The sequence below is a fragment of the Geitlerinema sp. PCC 7407 genome, assembly GCF_000317045.1.
GTDB lineage: Bacteria > Cyanobacteriota > Cyanobacteriia > PCC-7407 > PCC-7407 > PCC-7407.
The window spans coordinates 810,361-832,517 of record NC_019703.1 but is presented as its reverse complement, the minus strand read 5'-3'; the positions used below and the strand labels follow the sequence as shown (position 1 = coordinate 832,517).

Below are 22,157 nucleotides of genomic sequence, written 5' to 3'. Positions count from 1 at the left end.
ATCATAACTGGCAATTTTGCCAAGCCCTTCTTCTGAGAACTAAAGACAGTTTTTGGCGGCTACACCATCATCAAGTCGAGGGACTCGTCTTCTGTTCTTTGGGGAGCGGTCGGCGGATTGAGGTAGAAGTCCGACAGCAAGCTGAAGAGGTCGCGATCGGGCGCATCATTGGGCACGACGCCTTCCGGCTGAGAAAGGAGCTGGTCGGCAATGCTCAGGTAGTAGTCGCAGATGTAGGTCATGGACGGATCTTCGTCAGCCATCTGGAAAACCGTTTTGCCTTTGACCCGCGAAACCCGGATGTCCTCGATCAGCGGCAGCACTTCCATCACGGGCATGGGCACTGCTTCGATGTACTTGTCGATCAGATCGCGCTTGGCGGTGCGGTTGCCGATCAGGCCCGCGAGCCGCAGGGGGTGGGTGCGGGCTTTTTCGCGCACCGAGGCGGCGATGCGGTTGGCGGCAAAGAGGGCATCGAAGCCGTTGTCGGTGACGATGACGCAGTAGTCGGCGTAGTTGAGGGGCGCCGCGAAGCCGCCACAGACCACGTCTCCCAGCACGTCGAAGAGGATGACGTCGTACTCATCAAAGGCGTTGAGCTCTTTGAGCAGTTTGACAGTCTCGCCGACGACGTAGCCACCGCAACCCGCTCCCGCCGGCGGACCACCCGCCTCGACGCAGTCTACGCCGCCGTAGCCTTTGTAGATGACGTCCTCGGGCCACACGTCTTCGTAGTGGTAGTCCTTGGACTGGAGGGTGTCGATGATGGTGGGAATGAGATAGCCCGTGAGGGTGAAGGTGCTGTCATGCTTGGGGTCGCAGCCAATTTGCAAGACTTTCTTGCCGCGGCGGGCGAGGGCCACGGAGATGTTGCAGCTGGTGGTTGACTTACCAATTCCGCCTTTTCCGTAGACTGCTAGTTTCACGTGTTTCCTCTCCTAAAAATCGATCTCGACTGCCAAATTCGGGTGAGATGGGAAGTCGCTGTGGTGGGGTCGAGGGGAGCAATTGCTGCTGATGTGAAGGGTGAAATCCGGCGCGCGATCGCCCTTGAGGGGGTGGGGACGCTGGGGGTGACTGAGCAATTGCGGCCGACCTCGAGGGGCGGTTGAGAGTCATTATTGTGCAACTCCGGGTCAGAGTGAAAGCCGCTGGAAGCGAAACAGGATAGTAAACAGCACTTTTAGCGCTTAGAAAAACAGTGCAATCAGTTTTTGAAGAGCTCAAAGTCTTTGAAAGCTCAAAAAACAATTTAATTGAGTTTTTAGCCTTGTTTTTTATAAAAGTCAGTACAAAAAACAAAAAAGCAAAATTTCGCCGGGACATTGCCAGCGAGCCTGAGCATAAATGCGGAGGACGAATTTTGCTGAAAAGGCGATCGCGCACTGAAAGCCTGACGGAGAGAGGCTTTCAGAACGAAATCTGGGGATCGCGCTGAACCTAAGCCGATTCACAGCGATCGCGTTTTGTCTGCGATCCCCAACCCGCGCTAGACCTGAGCCGCAAAAACAAGCGCTTTGTTAAAAATGATCAATTTTTTGGCTAGAGGCCCGATCGGGGCGATTTTTGGGGCGATCGCTAAGTACTTTGACTCAGCGGTTTCACCCTTGGCCGGGGGCGATCGCCGTTTTGACGCGCCAGTCACGCAGCATCAGTCCTCTAGAGCTGCTGCTCATACTCCGTTGCTTTGGCATAGTCGCCGATCGCGAAGCAGGCAATACGCAGACTGCTGAGGGTCTGGCGCTCGACGCGGGTGTCCTTGAGCTGGCGGGCGATCGCCAGTCGCCGCTCGTAGCACTCCACCGCCTTGGCATAGTTTTCTTGGGCATCGTAGGCAATCCCCAGGCTGCCCAGGGCCTGCTCTTCGGCCCGCAGATCCTGAATCTGGTGGGCAATGTCGCACCGCTGCTGGGCGTAGAACACCGCTTTAGGGTAGTCGCCCAAGGTATAGCAGGCCGTTTCGAGATTGCGCAGGATTTGCAGGGTCAGGGCGGAGTTGCCAATCTCTCGGGCGATCGCCAGTCGCTGCTCCTGATAATCAACGGTTTTGTCGTAGTCGCCCAGGGCATGAAAGGCATTACTCAAGTTGCGCAGAACCTGGCTTTCTACTTCGCGATCGCCCAGCTCCTGGGCCAGCACCAAACTTTGCTGCTGGTAGGCAATGGCCTGGTCCAAATCAGCCAGCGCCTTGTAGACCAGGCCCAAATTATTCAGCGCCGCCGCTTCCAGTCGGCGATCGCCCTCCTGACTCGCGATCGTCAGACTTTGCTTTTGGCAGTGGATAGACCGGCCGAAATCATTCAGGTGGCGATAGGCATTGCCCAGCAAACTCAGCGCTCGCGCCTCACCCCGGCGATCGCTCAGCTGAACACAGGCATCTCGGTACTGCTCCGCCAGCGTGATGACCGCGCCGTAGTCCTTTAGGTTGTAGCGCAGATTACTCAAGCCCTTGAGCGCCAGCGCTTCGCCAGCCTTGTCCTGCAAGAGCCGAAACAGACGGAGCGCCTCCTCATAGGAGCGCAGCGCCGCCCCAAACTGAGATTCCCCTTGATCGAGGGCTTGACGAAGGAGTTGATGGGCCTGGGCGCGGCAACTCGGCGATTCACTGTGGTGAGGCTCTGGCGTGACGATCGCCTCCGACCCCGGGGGTCCACTTTCCTCAGCCTCCATCGGACTCGTCAAGGTTTCCCGGATTAATGAACTCTCAGATCCGTCATTTGGACTGGAGGTCAACTTTGAAACCGGGGAATGATGTGTACCTGTCATAAGGACAAGAGAACTCCATCTTCTCGGGGGCGCATCTGCAAGGAGCAAAGTCGCGCTTGACGGCGAACAGTCAAGGGAATTGCTACCCTCAGCCTATCCCTCTGCATCCCGGGAAAGATTCCGTATTGTCCCAGGTTTCCAGGACAGAATTTGATATTGATCGGTTATTTGATCAGTGTTTTCAACTAGCGTAATTTCACGCAGCGTAAAAATTCCGTGTTTTTATCGTTGTGTCACCAAAACAAGACGAAATGAACAACGGCAGCTTCTCTCCCTTCCTTCTAGCGCTGCCAAAGAAATCCGCAATGTTCAGCGAAGGTTGTTAAAATTTTGTAAAAAATGGTTCTTCTAGCCCGCTGAGGCGGGCCTGAAGCAGTAGCGCTGTCCTCTAGCGAGATAGCTTCCAGCCATGGGCTGACGCTGCAAACAGCCTGGGCTGGACTCGCCTCACTGACGACCGTTTCCCAATCGAGCATTTCAGGTTTTTACCCCGTGACAGATTCTGTGTTTGCCGCCGAACGGCTGCTGTTTGATCCTGCGCAGCCCCAGCCCGATGCGATCCCGACGATCTTTGCGTTTCCCAATGAATACACCGTGGGGATCACCAGCTTGGGATATCAGGTGGTGTGGGCGACCCTGGCCAGTCGGGCCGATGTAGACGTGCGTCGGCTGTTTACCGATCGCGCCGAAGCGCTGCCGAGCGAACCAGAACTGCTGGGCTTTTCGGTCTCCTGGGAGCTGGACTACGTGAATATCTTGGCGATGCTGGAGTCTCTGGGCATTGCCATCTGGGCCAAAGATCGCAGCGATCGCGATCCCCTGATTTTTGGTGGGGGTCCCGTCCTGACCGCGAACCCCGAGCCCTTTGCCGAGTTCTTTGATGTGGTGCTGCTAGGGGACGGCGAAACCCTGCTAGGGGACTTCATCGAGGCTTACAAAGGCATTCGTCACGCAGACCGCTCAACCAAGCTGCGGCGCTTGGCCCAGGTGCCCGGGGTCTATGTGCCAGCTCTGTACGAAGTCACCTACGAAACGCCGGATGGCCCGATTCAGGCGATCGCGCCCGTCGACAGCGAGATCCCGGCCACGGTGCAGAAGCAAACCTACCGGGGTAACGTGCTGTCCACATCCACGGTGGTCACCGAAAAATCGGCCTGGGAAAACATCTACATGGTCGAGGTCGTGCGGAGCTGCCCCGAGATGTGTCGCTTTTGTCTGGCGAGCTACCTCACTTTGCCCTTCCGGACCGCCAGCCTAGAAGACGCGCTCCTACCGGCGATCGCCCAAGGCCTCACCGTCACCGATCGCATTGGCCTGCTCGGGGCCTCGGTCACCCAGCACCCCGAGTTTGAGGAGCTGCTGGACTTTATTGCTCGCCCCGAGTACGACCACGTTCGCCTCAGCATCGCTTCGGTGCGCACCAACACCGTCACCCAGAAACTCGCCGAAACCCTCGTCAAGCGGGACAGCCGCTCGATTACGATCGCCATCGAGAGCGGTTCTGAGCGCCTGCGGATGATCATTAACAAAAAGCTGGACCAAGAGGCGATCGCCCAAGCGGCCATCAACGCCAAAGCGGGCGGCCTGAGCGCCCTCAAGCTCTACGGTATGGCCGGCATTCCCGGCGAAACCCTCGAAGACATCGAGGACACCGTCAGCCTGATGAAAAGCCTGAAAAAAGCGGCTCCCGGTTTGCGCCTCACCCTGGGATGCAGCACCTTTGTCCCCAAAGCCCACACGCCCTTTCAGTGGTTTGGCGTCAATCCCGAGGCCGAGAAACGCCTCAAGCTCCTGCAAAAGCAGCTGCGCTCCCACGGCATCGACTTTCGGCCCGAAAGCTATAACTGGTCTGTGATTCAGGCGCTGATTTCCCGGGGCGATCGCCGCCTCGCAAAACTACTGGTGCTCACCCGGGAGTTTGGCGATACACTGGGCAGCTACCGTCGCGCCGCCAAAACCCTTCGCGGCCAGCTGCCGGACCTAGCCTTCTATATTCACGAGGACTGGGACACTGACCAGGTCTTGCCCTGGAGCCACCTCCAAGGACCGCTGCCCGTCGCGACCCTGCGCAAGCACCTCGAGAGCGCGATCGCCCTGTTTCCCAGCAACGACGCCCGCCGTCTGATCGCTCCCTAATTTTTCTCGTTTTGCCAATCTTTTCGCCGAAATCCAATCCCTATGCAGAACACAGCAGAATTCTTCTGCGCCTACTGTGGTGAACCCAACACCACGTTTATCGACCTGAGCGCTGGCAACCAGCAGTCCTACGTCGAGGACTGCCAGATCTGCTGTCGTCCCAATATCCTCTACATCCGCATCGACGAAGACACGCTGGATATCGAGATCGACAGCGACTACGAAGGCTAGCGGTAGTTCGTGAACTGTAGCGGCACAGGCAGGTCTTCCTGCTTCAGGCGCTGGATCACCAGCTGCAGCTCGTCTTTGGATTTGGCGCTGACTCGCACCGCATCTCCCTGGATCGATGCCTGGATTTTCTTAAATTCGTCGCGGATCAGCTTGGAGATTTTTTTGGCGATCTCTTGGCTGATACCACGCTGGAGCTTGATCACTTGGCGCACTCGGTTGCCGCTGGCCGACTCGACCTTGCCATAGTCAAAGATCTTCAGCGCCAAATTCCGTTTGGCCGCCTTGGTTTGCAAAATCGTATGCACGGCGGTGAGGGTGAATTCGCTGTCAGTGTTGACCGTGATTTCGTCCTCGCCCAGCTCAAGGGTGGTTTTGGTGTCTTTGAGGTCGTAGCGCGTCCCAATTTCTCGCGTGGTCTGGTCAATGGCGTTGACTAGCTCCTGACGGTCAAAATCGCTGACGATATCAAAGGAATAAGTAGAAGCCATAGCTAAAGACAAAAACGAACGTCAAACCCAGACTGAGGGCCTCGTCTAGCGAAACCCTGTGCTGACGGGCCGTCGCAGTCATTGTCCCAGGAAGCGAGTCTCCTCGCAATGGCGGCGGGGCAAGGCCTAGTGGGGCAGCGAAGTTGTTAGGGCCAAGCCAAACAGCGTCACGATCGCCCCAGAGCCAACGGCAAACATCAGCGATCGCAGCAGCGGAATATTCAGGATGTAAAAGACCGAGTAGAAAAAGCGCGCCGCCAGATACGCCAAGGCCGCTTGGGCTGCCAGGGGCGATGTCACAGAGGCCACGTAGGCAACCAGCGCCGCAGCCGCAAACAGCGCAAAGGACTCGAAGGAATTTTGGTGGGCCCAGGTTGCTCGCTGGGCGTAGGGCGGCAGCTTGTCAAACATTGCGCGGGGCGCCGACATGTCGTAGCCCACGGTCACGCGGGCCACCGCCACTGCCAAAAACGGGAAGTAGACGAGCGCAGCAGCTCCGGCGATCGCAATTAGCAGCGTCGCCGAAACGGGGATCTCAGAGAAACTCATAAACGCCAAAAAGATAAGAAGGCGATCGCCCAAGAGACCTTAGTCAAATCAGTCAAAGTAGAACAGCGTCACTAGCTTGCGCTGATCCTCGGCCAGACGACAGGTTTGGAGCAGCGTCGTGCTGTCGTGGAAAGCAAAGCAGATGAGCTGCTGACAGCGAGAGACAATCTCCTGGTTGCACAGAGAGCTCGCCTCGGCCAGAGACAGATTGTCATTGCTGGAGTTTTCGACCAAGTGCATAACCTGCTCTAGCTGCTCACGAGATTCGCGAGGCTGCCGAGCAAGGCTCTGGGGCAAAATCACCGTCAGCAAGTTGGGGTCAGCTCGCATGGCCCCCCGAATTGCGGCGGAGTTGGTGCCCGTTGCACCCGAGGTGATCAAGCGGTTGCCGGACAGGACCAGGGCGTAGCTCATCATTTCGATGAGCTGCTGGTGGGTGATGGGGACGTGACGAGAACCCAGCAATGCGATTCGCTTAGAACCAGACTGCTGAATCGCTGCTAGCTCCTGAAGAAACTCGTCGACCTTAGGGATGTCGATAGACTGGCTCAAAGCCGAAACTGCGCTGAACAACCTCGCTATTGTAGCAAACCCGACCCTGATTGCAATTGCCGTCGAGGTCGGGTGAGAGAAGATTTTTGAGCAATGTAGAGCAAAATCTGGGCGATTTTAGAGCGCGACCTTGGTTCGCAGACCCAGGTTTTGCAGCAGGCGATCGCAGTCGAGATGCTCGCCCATCATGCGAAACACGTGCTCGACCTTGGCTGGCTCCTGGAGGCGCACCTGACCAAACGCCTGGTCAATAATTTCTACCGTGGTGAGGGTATCGAGATCCACCGACAAGATCGGAATTTCCAGATCTTCTGCTCGGCTCAAAATCATCGGCACCGGCGGCAGATGGCCCGTCAGGATCAGGCACTGGGTGGACGTCTCCAGGGCAGCCAGCTGAATATCCGTGCGATCGCCCCCCGTCACCACCGCCATATTGCGGCCCTTGCGAAAATATTTCAGCGCCGAATTCACATTCATCGCCCCGATGGTCAGACTCTCGACCATCAAGTCCAGGCGATCGCCCCGACACAGCACCTCTGCATCCAGCTTCTTCACCAGCTCCGCCACGCTCACGCTGCGCAGCAGCGAACTGCGGGGGAACGTCCCAAACACCGGAATCCCTCGCGCCTCGAGGAACGGGCACACCGAAGACTGCACAAACTCCAGCTGATCGCGGGGCACATCGTTGAGCAGCACTCCCAGCAGGCGATCGCCCAGACGCTCCCGCGCCGCCATCAGCGTGTCCACCGTCGACGCCAAAATAAAGCGAGCCACCAGCAGCACTGGCGCATTCATCGTCTCTGCCATCTGGGGCAGCGACAGCTCAAAAAGGCGGCCTTCATCGAGGGTACCCGGCCCCTCCAGCAGCACCAAGTCCTCACCCTGAGCCTGGAACGACTGCGCCAGCTTTTCAGAATACAGCGTCGTATCTTCACCGCCGATCCGCCGCTCCAGAGCTGCCGTATCGAGGGGCAGCAGCGTTGGCCGCAGGCGATCGGGGCTCAGCTCCAGCGTCTCGGCAACAAACAGCACATCCTCATCCACGAGCGCGCCCTTGCTATCGGCTGCCTCTGCAAAGCACGTCCCAATCGGCTTGCCGTAGGCGATTTCCAACCCGCACGTCCGCAACTGGTTTGCAATGCCAAGGATCATGGCCGACTTACCGCTATAGGCTTCGGTCGATCCTACGAGTAAATATTGATTGGACTCTGGCACGCCCCTACTCCTGCTCGTACGCGATTGGACTTTACGCTGATTGGCGTTTGGTTTAGCTTTCTTAGCTTTCTATCATAGACTGACACACTCTTTGCCCAACAAACCATTGCGCCGAAGCAGGGGGAGCGCAGCGATCGCCCCTCAGGCATCCACGCCCCCACACAAAAGCGATCGCCCTCTCCATCCCCAAGGCGCACCCAGCCCTTCAAAGGCTGGTGTCACCTCGGTTCTCGAAAAACGCGATCGCCCCAAAATGCCGCTCACTTCAGCGCCCACAAACCCGCTGCGACCCTACTCATCGAGATGCAGCAGCTTACGATAGAACCCTTGAGAAAAGTCAGCGCTGTGAGTACGGCGATAGCTCATCAAAACATCAATGAGATAGTCGATGAACTCAAAATTCGCCATCATAATCTCGTAGCTCAGCTCCACATTGCCGTCGAACTGCAAACGACACCGCGTTAGATCCGCCGGCAGCGTCGACACAAACCACGTCGCTACAAAGGGAATACTGCTGCCACCTTCAATCTTGCGCTGCCCTTCCAAAGAGCCCTGCTGATAAAGACTGATCGCCAACGGCAGCATGTTGCGCTTCGCGCCGTTGTAGTAGGGCATGTAAACGTTAACTTTCCCGCTTTCGGCAGGCTGAAGTTGGTCAAGAGACATGCTTCTGTTTCCTTACGAGTCCTCAGAATCGGCAGATGATGGGACAAGACGGGATGGTGAGGAGCGCCATCCCACCAGGATGGCTGCGTTGCCCCTGCAATCATACGCCGTTCCTATCCTTGAGGATTGACCTAGACTCCACGGGAGCCCGTAGAACAACTCTGCTAGCGGTAGTATTCCCTCGAAGATCCGCTGCAATAACAGCACTACAGAGAGATCTGCCGAAAAAAAGCGATCAATTTCGTCCACCCTCGATTGTCACCCAGCAAGCCTTCCAAAGAGCGATCGCTCTCACATCTTCAGTTGATTTTGAGTCAAAATTCCCTATTCTGAATGGAAGACCCTATCCGAGAAGACCATGCCTCCCCTGGTTGCGAACTACTATCTGACCTACCGCTGCAACGCTCGGTGTCACTTCTGTGATATCTGGTCCATCGAACCCGGAAAAGAAGCAACCTTTGAAAACATCCAAGAAAACCTGCGCGATCTCAAGCGCCTAGGGGTCAAATATATCGACTTTACCGGAGGCGAACCCCTCCTGCGAGAGGACGTGCCTCAGATCTACACAGAGGCCAAAAAGCTGGGCTTCGTGACCAGCATGACCACCAACACCATTCTTTATCCCAAGCGCGCCAAAGAAATTCAGGGCCTCGTTGACTTCCTCAACTTCTCCCTCGATGGCGGCGACGCCGAAACCCACGATCAGTCCCGCGGCGTCAAAATCTTTGACACCCTAGTCGAGTCCGTCCGCATCGCCAAACACCTGGGTGAATATCCCGTTCTCAACCACACCGTCACCGCCCAAAACTATGAGCGGATTGGCGAAGTCGCAGAACTCGGTCAGCGTTTGGGAGCGCGCATCTGGCTCAACCCTGCCTTCACAGCCCATAGCAACTACAACAATAAGAAAAACCCTACCCCCGACATGGTGCGGGCGATCGAAGCTGCTGCAAAGAAATACGACAATCTTGGATACAATAAGGCTGCATTAGCCTTTATCGAAGCTGGCGGTAACGACGTCAAGAATCCCCGCTGCAAAGCAGTTGACGCGGTAATTGCCATCTCGCCTAACAACGAGATTCTGCTGCCGTGCTACCACTTTTCTCAGCAAGCGGTCCCCATCGAAGGACGCCTGTATGAGCTGTACAAGCAATCTGAACAAGTGGAAGAATTTCGTCAAACCCAAGGCACGCTTCCTGTCTGTGAGGGTTGTACCGTTTGGTGCTACCTCATTCCCAGCTTCTTCAAAGGATTTGACAAATATTGGTGGCTTAATCAAGTAACCTATGCCGGAGAATTCCTGGCCAGAAAACGGTTCCTCCAGCGAGCTTAATTCGGTCAATACGCTTTTTACAGACTGGTCTCCCGAAGACTTTGAGGGAAACTACAACCCCAGCTCCGCAGGGCGTCGTCGCAAGGCGGCGGTGACCCTGGCGGTGGTGTGGAGCATCACGGTGGCGCTCCACTGGCTGTCTTGGGGATCTTGGGTGGTGTGGGGGCTGACCCTGGTGACGGGGATCCACGCGCTGCGGGTCCTGGCAGCTCGGCCCGGCGCTTTGCCGGAGCCGCTGTCGGCCCAGATCAAACCCGAGTCTTTGCCCTACGTTTCGCTGCTGGTGGCGGCCAAGAACGAGGAAGGCGTGGTGACCCGACTCGTCCGTCACTTGTGCAGCCTGGACTATCCGGCATCGCGCTACGACCTCTGGGTGATCAATGACAACAGCGCCGATCGCACAGGTGCGCTGCTAGACGAGCTTGCTCGGTCCCATCCTCAGCTCAAGGTGATTCACCGGGGGGCGGAGGCGAGCGGCGGCAAGTCTGGGGCGCTCAATCAGGCCTGGCCCCAGACGCGGGGCGACGTGGTGGCGGTCTTTGACGCGGATGCTCAGGTGCCGAAGGATTTGCTGCGCCGGGTGTTGCCGATGTTTGAGCGGCCGAAGGTGGGAGCGGTGCAAGTGCGCAAGGCGATCGCCAACGCCACGGCCAATTTTTGGACGCGGGGTCAAGCCGCAGAGATGGCCCTGGACACCTTCTTTCAGCAACAGCGCATTGCCCTGGGCGGCATCGGTGAGCTGCGGGGCAACGGCCAGTTTATTCGCCGCCAAGCCCTCCAAAGCTGCGGCGGCTTCAATGAAGAGACCATCACAGATGACCTCGATTTGACGGTGCGACTGCACCTGGAGAGCTGGGATCTCGAGTCCTTGAGCTATCCAGCGGTGGAAGAGGAAGGCGTAACCGGTCCCGTGGCTCTCTGGCATCAGCGCAACCGGTGGGCAGAGGGCGGCTATCAGCGCTATCTGGACTACTGGCGACCGCTGGTCTGGAACCGACTGGGCTTTAACAAAACGCTGGATTTGCTGATGTTCTGGCTGATCCAGTACATCTTGCCAACGGCGGCGCTGCCGGATTTGACGTTGGCGATCGCCCGCCACACCAGTCCTGTGCTGGCGCCTCTGACCGGGATGACCGTGGGGCTGTCGCTGATGGGCATGTACGTAGGCCTGCGGCGAATTCAGCGTCAGCAGGCGTCGATCTCTCCTCTGTGGCGATCGCGCCTCAGGGCCGCTGGACAGACGCTGCTCGGTACGGTGTACATGTTCCACTGGCTCGTGGTGATTGGCAGCACGACCGTGCGCATGTCTATCCGGCCCAAGCGTCTCAAATGGGTCAAAACAGTCCACTACGGCGCTCAAGAAGAATGGGCCGATGCGCCTGGGGGCGTTTCCTAGCGCGCCAGCTCGAGCGCCTAGAAAGGCAGTTCGTCTTCGTCCTCTTCGGGGAGAGTCGCCATCTCCCCGATTTCTGCTGGCTGCGCCGCCAATCCGCTGGGCGAGAAGTCCTCTTCCCCGTCGTCCAAAACCACTTCTCCCTTGAAGAACTGGGCCAAACTCTTGGCGGCCCGGGTCACAGGGTCTTCTTCTTGCCACCCGTTTTGCAGCGCGGCAGCCGGGGCGGGCTCGGGATCAGGCGATCGCGCCTCGGGAGGTGCCTGGGCCAGGGTTTCGCTCAGCTCCGGTCGCGGGGGCAGGGGCGGCGGGGCGGGGCGCTCCTCGGGAGGCGGTGTAGGGACGACTGACGGCGATGGCGGAGCCGATCGCGCCGCAACGGGGGCCGGATCGGGCGATCGCCGCTGACCAGGCGGCGCGGCAGCCGGAGGCCCAGCTTTCTGAGCCACCCGAACTTCTAGGCTCACTCGCACCTTGCGATCAAACACGCGCAAGAAGGCTTCTTCCACGTTGGGCAAGCGCTCCTGCACCATGCGAAACAGGGGCTGCGAGCTGACGCCCAAGCGCGCTTCGTCATTTTGGAAAAAGACCAGGCGGCACTGCTGGCGCAGCAGTTCTTGGGTGCCGCGAGGCTGGAGATTTGTAATGATTTGCTGCCAGATCTGGCCCAGATCGACCCCGAGATCGGCGATCGGGTCTGACATCGGAGCTGCTTCGGGGCGATCGCGGGGAGCCGCAGCAACTGCGGGCTCTGGGCTCGGCTCTGGGGCTGGGGCCGCAGCAGAAGCTGGCGTGGGGGCCGGTTCCGAGCGCGAAACCGCATCTGTCGTCGGGGCGGGGGCAGAAATTGGCGCCCCAACCGGTGCCGTCACAGGAGCTGGAATCGGCGCAGGTGCCGCGATCGGGCGCAGAGTCTGGGCAGCGCCCGGAGCCCCAGTGGCCGGGACTGGAGCCGCGCTCAGCGCAGAGGGCAGCAGCCCCAGCAGGGTGACTTCTAGCCACAGGCGGGGTTGAGTCGTATTTTTGACCTGGCCTTCGCTGGCGCGCAGATGCTGCTGAGCCCGCAAAATCACGCCGAGGTCGAGGGACTGGACAAAGGCGCAGAGGCGCTGCCACGTGGGCGGCGTCAGAGCCACCAGATCCGGGCGATCGGGCGCGGTCTTGGCAATTAGCAGATCGCGGTAGAAGCTGGCTAGGTTTTGCAGCACGATCAGGGGCTCCCGGCCCCGGTCCATCAGGTGCCGGGCGTCATCCAGGACGCGGGTGGCGTCATCAGCGGCGATCGCCTCGGCCAGGGCCAGCAAATCCCGCTCGGGCACCGCCCCCACCAGATCCCACACCCGATCCACTGTGACCTGCCCATCGAGCAGGCTGAGCTGATCGAGCAGACTCTCAGCGTCCCGCAGTCCCCCTTGGGAAACCTGGGCTACCAAACGCACCGCCTCTTCGGTCACGTCTATAGATTCTTTTTCGGCGATCGCCATCAAATGGCCGACCATGGCCTCCAGCGGAATGCGGCGAAAATCAAACCGCTGACAGCGCGAAATAATCGTCGGCAGGACTCGCTGGGGATCGGTCGTCGCCAGCACAAAGACGACGTGAGCTGGCGGCTCCTCCAAAGTCTTGAGCAGCGCGTTAAACGCCGCCGTGCTGAGCATGTGGCACTCGTCGATCACATAGACCTTGTAGCGGCACTGGACCGGCGCAAACTGGGCCCGCTCAATGATTTCTCGAATATTGTCAACCCCTGTATTGCTGGCCGCGTCGATTTCGATCACGTCCATGGCGCTGCCCTGGGCGATCGCGCGACACACCTCACACACGCCACAGGGATCCTCCGTCGGCAGATCACCCTTGATGCAGTTCAGAGATTTTGCCAGAATGCGGGCACTAGAGGTCTTGCCCGTTCCCCGAGGCCCCGAAAACAAATACGCTGGCGCAATCCGCCGCTGGCGAATCGCATTGCCCAAGGTCGTCGCGATCGCATCCTGCCCCACCAGACCCCGAAAGGTTTGGGGGCGATATTTGTGGTGCAGCGGTTCATAGGCCATGGGAATTCGCTTTACTCTGGCAGTCAACCAGAGGCCAGAGACAATATCAGGCGTGCGGGATTTTGATCTTACAAGTCTTTGGGGACTCAGCTTCGACGCTCAGGAATCTCAGGCAGGCTGTACTGGCTCTTCTTCTTGAGCCTTGGGTGTCCACAGGCTGAAGCAGCGCAGCACCACCGCCTCACGGCAGCCGATCGCCTTTGGACCAGCGACAGAGACCCGGAAATCAACTGAGCGGCCTGAGGCGACCCCGAGCGGGTTAGGCTTAGCATTGTTTGCAAGCCGCAGCAAGCCAGCGATCGCCCATAGGCAGCTTTCCCCATCCACCCAACACAGCCCACCCCAGCTTCAGCCGCTTCCTGTCATCCCAAACACCCATGTTCTCTGCTCGCTTTTTTCGTTTTTTTCGGTATCTGACCCTGAATACCCTCAAGCAAATCATTGAGCGGATGAATCAGGAGCGTCTCCCTGGCCTCGCGGCTGAAATGGCCTACAACACCATGCTGGCGCTTTTTCCCGGCATCTTGGCAGTCTTGACCGCCATTGGATTATTTGATTTCTCGCGGACGACCTTCCAGGGCTTAGCCAGCCGTCTCAGCGAGGTCGCTCCGCCCGACGCCCTGTCTCTGATTCGCAACTTTGCCGACGAGATCAGCCTGAGCCGAAACCAGGGCCTGTTTTCCCTGAGCTTCATTGCCGCGATTTGGGCCGCCTCTGGAGCCGTCAGCGCAGCCATGACCGCCCTCGACGAAATTGGCCGCATTCCCAATGAGAAGCGCCGGCCTTTCTGGAAAGCAAAGCTGATTTCTATTGTGTTAACGTTAGGTACTATTGTACTACTTTTTGTAGCATCCTTCTTGGTGTTTATCAGCGACTGGCTGGTGCGCTTTGCGGCGGGCCAGAGCGGCGCGCTGGAGTCGGGGGTGCTGGGTCTGTGGCGTCTGCTGAGCTGGCCTGTTGCGCTGGGCATTGTGGTGGCGGCTTCGGCCTTTATCTATCGCTTTGGGCCGAGCCGGTGGCGGCGCGGCACGCCGATTTTGCCGGGAGCCCTGATGGCGGCGGTGTCTTGGGCCTTGATTTCGGGACTGTTTCGGCTCTACGTCTCCCATTTTGGCAACTACAACAAAGCCTATGGAGCGGTGGGCGCCGTGATTGTCCTGCTGCTGTGGCTGTATCTGACGTCGCTGATCATGCTGCTGGGCAACCAGGTGAACGTGACGGTGGGAGAAGTGATGTTTCAGCAGCGATCGCGGGCTTTGGCGCTGGCCGAAGAAGAGTCTGCTGAAACAACCCCGGGCGATCGCCCGATGCGTGAGCCCTAGCGGGGCACAGGCACCTGACTCAGAATCGTGGCGATCGCCTGGTCCGATTTGATGCCGTCTAGCTGCGCCTCGGGGGTCAAAATCAGCCGGTGGCGCAGTAGCGGCGGCGCCACCGCTTTGATGTCATCGGGCGTCACAAAGTCTCGGCCTTCTAGCCACGCCTGGGCCTGGGCCGTTTGCATCCAGGCTCCAGCAGAGCGCGGCGACGCCCCCAGGGCGAGGTCGGTGTGCTGACGGGTCCGCTCCACGAGGGCCAGCAGATAGTCCAGCACGGGCTCTTCGATCTTGATGGTTCGCACGGCTTTGCGGGCCGCCAAGACCTGCTCGACGCTGGCGATCGGCTTGAGGCGGGCCAAGTCTGCTCGGCGCGCCGAAAATCCCTTCTGTCGGTTGAGCAGCATTTGCTTCTCGGCTGCCCGATCGGGATAGCCGACCTCCAGCTTGAAGAGAAATCGATCGAGCTGGGCCTCCGGCAAGGGATAGGTTCCCTCGAATTCCAGCGGGTTCTGAGTGGCGATCACCCAAAACAGATCCGGCAGCGGCAGGCTTTTGCCGTCTAGGGTCACCTGCTGCTCCTCCATGGCCTCGAGAAGGGCTGACTGGGTCTTGGGCGGAGTGCGGTTAATTTCGTCCGCCAGCAGAACCTCGGTGAAAATCGGGCCTTGCTTGAGAGTGAAGCTGCGGCTGTTGAGATCAAAGATATTCGTGCCCAGAATGTCGGAGGGCAGCACGTCAGGAGTCAGCTGAATGCGGCGAAAGTCCGCAGACAGCAGCTGGGCCAAGGTCCGCACCAGGAGGGTTTTGCCTGTACCAGGGACCCCTTCTAAAATCACGTGGCCACCGGCCAAAAGGGCGATCAGCAGCTGTTGAACAACGGTGGGTTGACCTACCACCACCTGGTTGAGGGTTTGGCCAAGGCGAGTCAGAACCGCGAGCGTCTCGGTCATACAAGCATGTGGGAGAGAGGGTGAGCGGGACAACGGGAAGCCCGACGGGGCCAGCAGCACCGGCTTAGCGCGGGGCTGGGGAGCGATCGCCCAGGGTTTTTAGGGTCTGGCGCAGAGTCTGCCATTTGTCCAACCAGATTAGCAAGTCCTGCTCGCGCAATCGTCGGGGCGATCGCCCTGGCAGCAAGTCTCGCAGCTCCTGAGCCGATCGCCCTGTTTTTTGGACCCAGGCCTGCTCTAGGGTCCGGGGATCGAGGGGGACAGGGCCCAGGCCCAGCGCCACCTGGAGCCGCCGCTGCTCCTCCCGCTGAATCAAGTTCATCACAAACTCGCTACAGCCAGCCTTGTGCAGCACCTGCGCTAGGGCCTGAATGTAGGCTTGGGTGTTGTCTTCGCGGGGAGATTTGGCGGCGATCGCCGGTCCAAAGCGGCGGTTCGCGGCCCAGAGAAACACGAGCAGCACCAGCGCGCCCTGGAGCGCCACCGGCAGCAGAGGCGTCTGACCCAGATAGGCCACCCAGCTGCCTCCGACCTCACGGCTTAGGGTTTCCTCGTCCTTGTAGCCGTGGAGGTACTCATCGACCAGCACGGGGCGATCCGTACCGACCAGGCGAGCCAAAAAATCAAAGTTGGCCGGCGCATCCTGGTAGGCGTTGGCGGCCAGATGGGGATCGGTCGAGACGATGACCCGCCCTTTGCCGATCGAGCGCTCCCACACCACCGCCCCAAAGCGATCGCCCAGGAGCAGTTTGTCGGCCTGGGTCAGCGCGTAGCGCCGACGTCCGGCCAAGCTGACTAGGCCTTCCTCCGTTTCCAGGCTGGTCCGAAAGGGAGCCCCCGAAATCGGCGTTTCTACTCCCAGGACCACCAGCGTATTGCCCCGTTGCAGCCACTGCACGAGGGGCCTGCCGTCGTCGCCCTTCGTCGGCTCCTCGAAGACGTAGGAATCCAGGTAAGGCCATAGGGTACTGTGCACCTGGAGCAGCGTCATCGGAGCTGTCAGGCCTTCGGCGGCGGGATCCGCCTCGTAGAGCTCAGACTCCGGGCGGCGCCAGCGGTCTATTTTGGCCCCGCGCGACTCCATGAAGGCGTACCACGCGCCGTACCCGGCGGGGGTGCGGCCATAGGTCGAACCGACGGTCTCGGGTCCGCCGCTGGGAGCTGCAAAGGTCGTCAGCAGGACCAGGGCGATCGCCACCAAAATCAACCAGCGTTTCCAGGCTTTCATGGGGTCTGATCAATCTCCCGATAGGCTTGCTGACAGCGCGCAAAATCCGTCTCGGACACCGCCCCATCCCCAAAGTGCAAGCGCTCATGGGTGTTGATCAACGTGGTGTAGGCCGGAGCACCCGGAAACGACTGGACGGCCTGGCGATATTCCCCGTCGGTCCGGCTGGGCTGGTGAAGCAGCCGCTGGGTTTCGTGGAGCCGCTGAATCATGGCAAAGTACAGGGCGCGGCTGGCCTCCGTGAAGTTGCCTTGCTGCTGATAGGCTTGGGCGCGGCTGAGCCAGGTTGCCGCCGAGACCCGGGGCTCAACGGTCGCGATCACCTGGGGCACGGCCAGAGCCCAGCGCTGCCGGATCCAGCGCCATCCCGTGGGCGACCAGTGAACCAACCACAGCCCCACTCGGATCGCCAAGATCCCAATCAAGAGCCAGAACATCAGCTGGAAAAACCAGTCGGGAATGCTGGGCAAATCCCCAGCTTCCAGGGATGTCCTATCCTCAGTGCGCTGAAACTGGTAGGAGAACCACTCCGAGATCTGCTGGCGCAGCTGCTGAACTTCCCAGCCAAAGCTGGTGCTCTGAAACGACCCTTCCATAAGGTTTCCTGACCGTAGAGTGGCGATCGCGCGGTCGCTGCTGGGGCAGCATTGACCCAAAACCTTCGCCAAAAATTTTGTCTATCCTACTGTAGCCGCCCTCTAGGGGCGATCGTCCCAATCTTCGTCCTCGTCGGTCAGGCCCCAATCGTCTTCTTCGCCTGCCTGGGGCGATCGCTTGCTGGGCTCCGGCGCCTGCCACACCGGCTCCCGGCTCCAGCCCGTCACCGGCGGCCCCGAGTCGCTGAGGGGCGGCGTGATCACCCGATAGTCTGCGTCATAGACCGTATTGCGGGGACGGCGCGGCGCGGACTCTTCCGGCGCAGCGAAATCATCGTCAAAATCAAAGGCGTCTTCTTCGTCTTCATTTTCGACCTCTGGGGGCTGGGGCTGGCTATAAACCGATTCGGTCCGGCCCACGCCAGCCCCCCGCTCGTAGGTGTAGGAATACTCAGAACCACTGCGAACTTCGCGCTCTGGGCGCTGCTCGCGCTCGTACACGCGCCCCGTGGACGCCTCCGAGGAGCGAGCCGCCTCAGCGTCCCAGTCTTCGCCAGAGTCCTCGAGCCAGTCGCTGCTGCTCGACTCCCAGTCCCCGGCCCGACTGGTGGCCGCCGGACCAGAAGCAGCTGAGCGCTCTGATTTGGCGGCGGTTCCTCGAGCCTCGCTGCTGGGGCTCGTTTTGGGTCCAGGGCTGGCCGATGGTGGGCGATCGCCCCCTCGAAAGGTGTCAGAGTCGCGATCGCCCAGTGCCGGAGCAGCTTGCAGCGCGGACAGCACCACCATGGTCAAAGCCCCAGCCACAACGGCCAACACCAGCCAAAAGGCCAGCGGCAGCTCCTGGGTCCGCCGACCCAAAAACACCAGCGGGAGCGAAGGTGACCAATTTTGCCACGCAAACAACCCCAAGACCCCCAAAATGAGCAGCGGCAGCAGCGGACGAATCATAGACATGGCACTTTCTCCTGGTGGACCGGGCCTACAGCAATTTTGGCGTGGGCGCTGGCCTCACGCACCGCGATCTTGTTCCATCCAGCGTACCCGAGGCGTTGCCCCTAGAGGCGATCGCGCCCTGGGTTCTCCCCGATCAGCAGCGTCAATTCGGATGTCAAATCCCCTGCTCACAGGCCATCCGAGGGCAAGTGTCCCTCCCAGCGCCGCAGCGGCACACAGTCGATCGCCAGCTGGTCGAGCACCCGCGCCACCACAAAATCCACCAAATCTTCGATGCTCTGGGGCCGGTGGTACCACGCAGGAATCGCAGGCACAATGCGCGCCCCCGCCTCCGCCAGCGCCGTCAGGTTGCGCAAATGGATCAAGCTAAAGGGCGTTTCTCGCGGCACCAGCACCAGAGGGCGGCCTTCCTTGAGCTGCACGTCCGCCGCGCGCTCCAGCAGATCCGAGCTTAGGCCCGCCGCAATTTTGCCGACGGTACTCATGGAGCACGGCATCACTACCATGCCCCGAGCCCGAAAGGAGCCGCTCGCAATGGTCGCGCCCACATCTCCCCAGGGGTGGCACCGCAGTTTGCCGCCTGTTTCTACCCCCGCCTGCTCCCGCCAAAACTGCTCCTGCTGCATCGGCTCCACGGGCATCCGGGTCTTTTCTTCGGCCTGCCAGACCATGTGGGCTGCCTTGGATGCAACGACCTCCACCGCATAGTCCGCCGCCAGCAAAAACTTGAGGGCGCGGACAGCATAAATCAGGCCCGACGCGCCGGTAATGCCCAGGATGAGCGGGGCGGAGGCAGAGGAGGAAACGGGGGTTGCTTGGGTCACTGGACTAAAAGAGTTGGAGGGGCAAGGATGCTTTTGGGCGAAGTCAGGCCCCAGCACCAGCTGCGGGTGGGAAAATTCGCCCGTTTCTCAAGGTATCGCCCCTGAAACGGTTTTGCACAAAAGCACAAAAAAGGGGCGATCGCGCGATCGCCCCTTTTTCAGGACTTATTCGGTTTCGTCCTCTTCAAAGTCCGGCCCGTCATCATCGATATCGTCATCGGTGCCTTGACTGCCGCCGCCCACCGCCACGAGGTCAATCTGCTGGCGGTAGTAGTCCACGCTCTTGACCTGGACCTCCACGCGATCGCCCAGGCGATACTGCTTGCGGTTCTTGCGGCCCACCAGCTTTTGCTGACGCGATCGGTACTCGTACCAGTCGTCCTTGAGGGAGCTGACGTGCACCAGACCCTCCACCAGCAGCTCCTCGATTTCAACAAAGAAACCGTAGGACTGGACCCCCGTGATCAGGCCGTGGAAGGTCGACCCCGTGTGGGCCTTCATAAACTCTGCCTTCTTGAGGCCCTCGAGGTCGGCTTCCGCTTCGAGAGCGACGCGCTCGCGCTCCGTCAGGTGGATCACCAAGCTGTTGATTTGGGCCTCCAGCTCACTCTGGACCTCCGGCGGCAGCACCTTCCAGCCAATCTGGCCGTGGCAGGAGCTGTGACGCAGGTTCACGCTTTCCTTGACGCGGGTCGAGCGGCGATCGCGCCCATGCTCAAAAATCGCGTGGAGCACCCGCTGCACCAGCAAATCAGGATAGCGGCGCACCGGCGACGTAAAGTGCGTGTAGCCATCCGTCAGCGCCAAGCCAAAGTGAGTCCCCGGCAGCGCGCTGTAGACCGCGGGCCGCAGCGTCGAGAGCAGCAGATAGGTCAGCACCCGCTCCGCCTCCGACTCCGCAAACTGGCTCGTAAAGCGCTGGTAATCGTGGGGGTGCACTTCCTCCTCGTTCTCCAGCACCAGATTGATGCCCATGTTGCTCGCGAGCTTCATCAGCTCCTGCACGTCCGCCGGATCCGGCGTTCGGTGAACCCGGTAAATTCCCGGCAGCTCCAGCGCCTGCAAGTGCCGCGCCACAGCGTGGTTGGCCAGCAGCATCAGCTCCACCACCATCGAGTGGGCCGGCAGCGCCGAGGACACCACCATCGACCCGAGGGCTCCCTCATCGTCATAGTGGAACTTGGTCAGCAGGTACTTGTCCAGGGCCGTCGCCGTATCGTCAGACTCGCCGCCATGCTCTCGCGGAAACAGCTTCTCCGGCAGGTTCAGCTCAAAGGCGCCCCGCTCGTGACGCTTGTTCTTGAGGGCTTGGCTGAGGGTGTAGACGTTGTCGACCAGCTCAAAGGTCGGCTTGAGGACCTCGATTTCATCGGCCGACGGCAGGGGGTAGCTGGAATCGTCATCCAGGGCCACGCTGATCGGCGCATTGCGCTCGAGGACGGCCTGGGCCTGCTGGTAGCTCAGGTGGTAGTCCACCGAGATCACCGTCGGCTGCAGCTCATACTCCAGCAGCTGGCCGTCTTCGGTCAGGGTCATCAGCACCGACACCGCTAGGCGGTCTTGCTCCGGCGTCAGGCAGCAAAGCTGCTCCGACAGGCGATCGGGCAGCATGGGCACCACCACATCGCCCAGATAGACCGAAGTGCCGCGACGCTGGGCCGCGCGATCGATGGCCGAGTTGGGCGCGACGTAGGACGCCACATCCGCGATGTGCACGCCCAAGCGCCAGTGCCCTTCGGGGGTACGCTCGAGGGAAAGGGCATCATCGACGGCCTGGGCCTTCGAGATGTCCTGACTGTAGCCGTCAATGGTCACCGTCAGGAGCGATCGCAGATCGAGCCGCCCCTTGAGATCCGTCTTGCGGACCTTGGCCGGCAGCCCCTTCGCCGCCTCCAGCACCATCTCCGAAAAAGCCAGAGGCAGCCCGTGCTTGCAGCACACAATATCTGTATCTGCCGCCGCCTCTGCATCACTACCGAGGACCTTCGCAATCCGGCCCATGGGACGGTGCTGTCCTAGGGGATAGCGCAGAATTTCGACATTGACCAAGTAGTCGACCGCATTGGCCAAAATCGCCTCATCCGACTTGAGATCGATCTCAAACAGCAGCCGATCGTCGAGAGGGACTGCTCGGTACTCTTCCTCATGCTTGACCCGCGCCAGCACCGAAGAATTGGCCCGCTCCAAAATCAGGCGCACTTCCCCTTCGGGGCTGCGGCGTCGACTGCCCTCTTTGGTAATCCTCACCAAAACGCGATCGCCATTCCAGGCCGTGTTGAGATGACACTCACGAATGTAAATGTCCTCGGCATCCTCATCATCCTGGATTGCAAAACAGAATCCTTTGCTGGAGCAGCGCAGCTTGCCCGACACCACGTCATCCTCCTGGACGCGGCGGTAACGACCCCGCTCTTTGACGAGAATTCCAATCTTTTCCAGCGCATCCAGCGCAATTTGCAGCTTCCGGAGACTTTGCTCGTCTTTGCAGTCCAGTTTCTTTTCTAGAGCCTTGGGCGCAACCAGCTTGTCATCCGCGAAGCTAGCCAGTAATGTCGCGATCGAAAACTCCATGCAGCGATTTCGTCCCTATCGTCACAAACTCGGCTTACGCTCTCCAGAAGTTGTCACAGCACTCCCGCTGAGCCACCCATCCACCCCAGCGCTTCAACCATCTCCACAAAATTAGCCTAGATACTCCCTAGCCAAACTCGAGCAGGTTTCGACAAACAAGCCTAGACTTGTCCGCTCTCGTCTCAGCCATCTTAAGGGTCAAGATTGCGAGTCATCAGCTGCGGCAGCAACCCACTCCATCGTCGATGCTACTCTCCACCACCGTGAATCTGCTTTGAGATGACACCTGATCAATTCACAGGGTACGGAGGTTTAGGCAAGAACAACAGCGTCGA

At 59.8% G+C, this 22,157-nt stretch carries 21 protein-coding genes; 6 read left to right on the top strand and 15 right to left on the bottom strand.

The genetic code is table 11. The features are described 5' to 3' along the window. Window positions 1-59: 59 nt before the first annotated feature. Window positions 60-926, bottom strand: a complete 867-nt coding sequence (gene bchL, locus GEI7407_RS03530; RefSeq protein WP_015170753.1) for a ferredoxin:protochlorophyllide reductase (ATP-dependent) iron-sulfur ATP-binding protein — start codon at window positions 924-926, stop codon at window positions 60-62. Between the two features lie 275 nt (window positions 927-1,201). Between bchL and GEI7407_RS20925 the strand changes: the two genes are divergently transcribed. Further along, window positions 1,202-1,438 carry a hypothetical protein gene (locus GEI7407_RS20925; RefSeq protein WP_150109718.1) on the top strand — a complete coding sequence of 79 codons (237 nt, stop codon included), beginning with the start codon at window positions 1,202-1,204 and terminating at the stop codon, window positions 1,436-1,438. Window positions 1,439-1,659: 221 nt separating this feature from the next. On the opposite strand, the gene GEI7407_RS03520 is transcribed toward GEI7407_RS20925, so the two are convergent. After that, the gene (locus GEI7407_RS03520; RefSeq protein ID WP_190274169.1) at window positions 1,660-2,682 is read right to left on the bottom strand and encodes a tetratricopeptide repeat protein; all 1,023 of its coding nucleotides are present in this window, start codon (window positions 2,680-2,682) and stop codon (window positions 1,660-1,662) included. A 576-nt stretch (window positions 2,683-3,258) separates the two neighbouring features. Between GEI7407_RS03520 and GEI7407_RS03515 the strand changes: the two genes are divergently transcribed. Both GEI7407_RS03515 and GEI7407_RS03510 read left to right on the top strand, forming a co-directional pair. Further along, complete coding sequence (locus tag GEI7407_RS03515) at window positions 3,259-4,902, top strand: radical SAM protein (RefSeq protein ID WP_015170750.1); 1,644 nt, start codon at window positions 3,259-3,261, stop codon at window positions 4,900-4,902. Window positions 4,903-4,944: 42 nt separating this feature from the next. Further along, complete coding sequence (locus GEI7407_RS03510; protein WP_015170749.1) at window positions 4,945-5,133, top strand: CPXCG motif-containing cysteine-rich protein; 189 nt, start codon at window positions 4,945-4,947, stop codon at window positions 5,131-5,133. Here GEI7407_RS03510 and GEI7407_RS03505 read toward each other — a convergent pair. From GEI7407_RS03505 to ebsA, 6 genes are all read right to left on the bottom strand, one after another. After that, complete coding sequence (locus GEI7407_RS03505) at window positions 5,130-5,621, bottom strand: YajQ family cyclic di-GMP-binding protein (protein WP_015170748.1); 492 nt, start codon at window positions 5,619-5,621, stop codon at window positions 5,130-5,132. The two genes, GEI7407_RS03510 and GEI7407_RS03505, sit on opposite strands and share 4 nt — an antisense overlap. A gap of 126 nt (window positions 5,622-5,747) precedes the next feature. Further along, window positions 5,748-6,170, bottom strand: a complete 423-nt coding sequence (locus GEI7407_RS03500) for an MAPEG family protein (RefSeq protein ID WP_015170747.1) — start codon at window positions 6,168-6,170, stop codon at window positions 5,748-5,750. A 48-nt stretch (window positions 6,171-6,218) separates the two neighbouring features. Beyond that, window positions 6,219-6,722 carry a hypothetical protein gene (locus GEI7407_RS03495; protein ID WP_015170746.1) on the bottom strand — a complete coding sequence of 168 codons (504 nt, stop codon included), beginning with the start codon at window positions 6,720-6,722 and terminating at the stop codon, window positions 6,219-6,221. Between the two features lie 117 nt (window positions 6,723-6,839). Beyond that, complete coding sequence (locus GEI7407_RS03490; RefSeq protein ID WP_015170745.1) at window positions 6,840-7,937, bottom strand: phosphotransacetylase family protein; 1,098 nt, start codon at window positions 7,935-7,937, stop codon at window positions 6,840-6,842. Between the two features lie 141 nt (window positions 7,938-8,078). Beyond that, on the bottom strand, window positions 8,079-8,213 hold the full coding sequence (locus GEI7407_RS21765) for a hypothetical protein (RefSeq protein ID WP_255347604.1): 135 nt from the start codon (window positions 8,211-8,213) through the stop codon (window positions 8,079-8,081). 15 nt (window positions 8,214-8,228) lie between these two features. Beyond that, on the bottom strand, window positions 8,229-8,603 hold the full coding sequence (gene ebsA, locus GEI7407_RS03485; protein ID WP_015170744.1) for a type IV pilus biogenesis protein EbsA: 375 nt from the start codon (window positions 8,601-8,603) through the stop codon (window positions 8,229-8,231). 358 nt (window positions 8,604-8,961) lie between these two features. Here ebsA and GEI7407_RS03480 point away from each other — a divergent pair, with 358 nt between their 5' ends. Both GEI7407_RS03480 and GEI7407_RS03475 read left to right on the top strand, forming a co-directional pair. Beyond that, on the top strand, window positions 8,962-9,936 hold the full coding sequence (locus GEI7407_RS03480; protein WP_015170743.1) for a radical SAM protein: 975 nt from the start codon (window positions 8,962-8,964) through the stop codon (window positions 9,934-9,936). Further along, window positions 9,890-11,332 (top strand): glycosyltransferase family 2 protein, encoded by a 1,443-nt coding sequence (locus tag GEI7407_RS03475; protein WP_015170742.1) that lies wholly within the window; start codon window positions 9,890-9,892, stop codon window positions 11,330-11,332. The genes GEI7407_RS03480 and GEI7407_RS03475 overlap by 47 nt, the downstream gene beginning before the upstream one ends. Before the next feature lie 17 nt (window positions 11,333-11,349). Here the strand turns inward: GEI7407_RS03475 and GEI7407_RS03470 are convergent, their stop codons facing one another. Further along, window positions 11,350-13,380, bottom strand: a complete 2,031-nt coding sequence (locus GEI7407_RS03470) for a DNA polymerase III subunit gamma/tau (RefSeq protein WP_015170741.1) — start codon at window positions 13,378-13,380, stop codon at window positions 11,350-11,352. A gap of 377 nt (window positions 13,381-13,757) precedes the next feature. Here GEI7407_RS03470 and GEI7407_RS03465 point away from each other — a divergent pair, with 377 nt between their 5' ends. Then, window positions 13,758-14,702, top strand: coding sequence for a YihY/virulence factor BrkB family protein (locus GEI7407_RS03465; RefSeq protein WP_015170740.1), 945 nt, complete (start codon window positions 13,758-13,760; stop codon window positions 14,700-14,702). Here GEI7407_RS03465 and GEI7407_RS03460 read toward each other — a convergent pair. The 6 genes from GEI7407_RS03460 to GEI7407_RS03435 all read right to left on the bottom strand — a co-directional run bounded on the left by GEI7407_RS03460 (window position 14,699) and on the right by GEI7407_RS03435 (window position 21,822). Then, a complete protein-coding gene (locus GEI7407_RS03460) occupies window positions 14,699-15,649 on the bottom strand; it encodes a MoxR family ATPase (protein ID WP_015170739.1) in 951 nt (316 codons plus the stop codon). The two genes, GEI7407_RS03465 and GEI7407_RS03460, sit on opposite strands and share 4 nt — an antisense overlap. 64 nt (window positions 15,650-15,713) lie before the next feature. Then, complete coding sequence (locus GEI7407_RS03455; RefSeq protein WP_015170738.1) at window positions 15,714-16,877, bottom strand: DUF4350 domain-containing protein; 1,164 nt, start codon at window positions 16,875-16,877, stop codon at window positions 15,714-15,716. Further along, the gene (locus tag GEI7407_RS03450) at window positions 16,874-17,473 is read right to left on the bottom strand and encodes a DUF4129 domain-containing protein (protein WP_015170737.1); all 600 of its coding nucleotides are present in this window, start codon (window positions 17,471-17,473) and stop codon (window positions 16,874-16,876) included. The genes GEI7407_RS03455 and GEI7407_RS03450 overlap by 4 nt, the downstream gene beginning before the upstream one ends. A 102-nt stretch (window positions 17,474-17,575) precedes the next feature. After that, window positions 17,576-18,427, bottom strand: a complete 852-nt coding sequence (locus tag GEI7407_RS03445; RefSeq protein ID WP_015170736.1) for a hypothetical protein — start codon at window positions 18,425-18,427, stop codon at window positions 17,576-17,578. A gap of 167 nt (window positions 18,428-18,594) precedes the next feature. Next, the gene (locus tag GEI7407_RS03440; RefSeq protein ID WP_015170735.1) at window positions 18,595-19,251 is read right to left on the bottom strand and encodes a flavin prenyltransferase UbiX; all 657 of its coding nucleotides are present in this window, start codon (window positions 19,249-19,251) and stop codon (window positions 18,595-18,597) included. A gap of 165 nt (window positions 19,252-19,416) precedes the next feature. Continuing rightward, on the bottom strand, window positions 19,417-21,822 hold the full coding sequence (locus GEI7407_RS03435) for a ribonuclease R family protein (protein ID WP_015170734.1): 2,406 nt from the start codon (window positions 21,820-21,822) through the stop codon (window positions 19,417-19,419). Window positions 21,823-22,157: the final 335 nt, after the last annotated feature.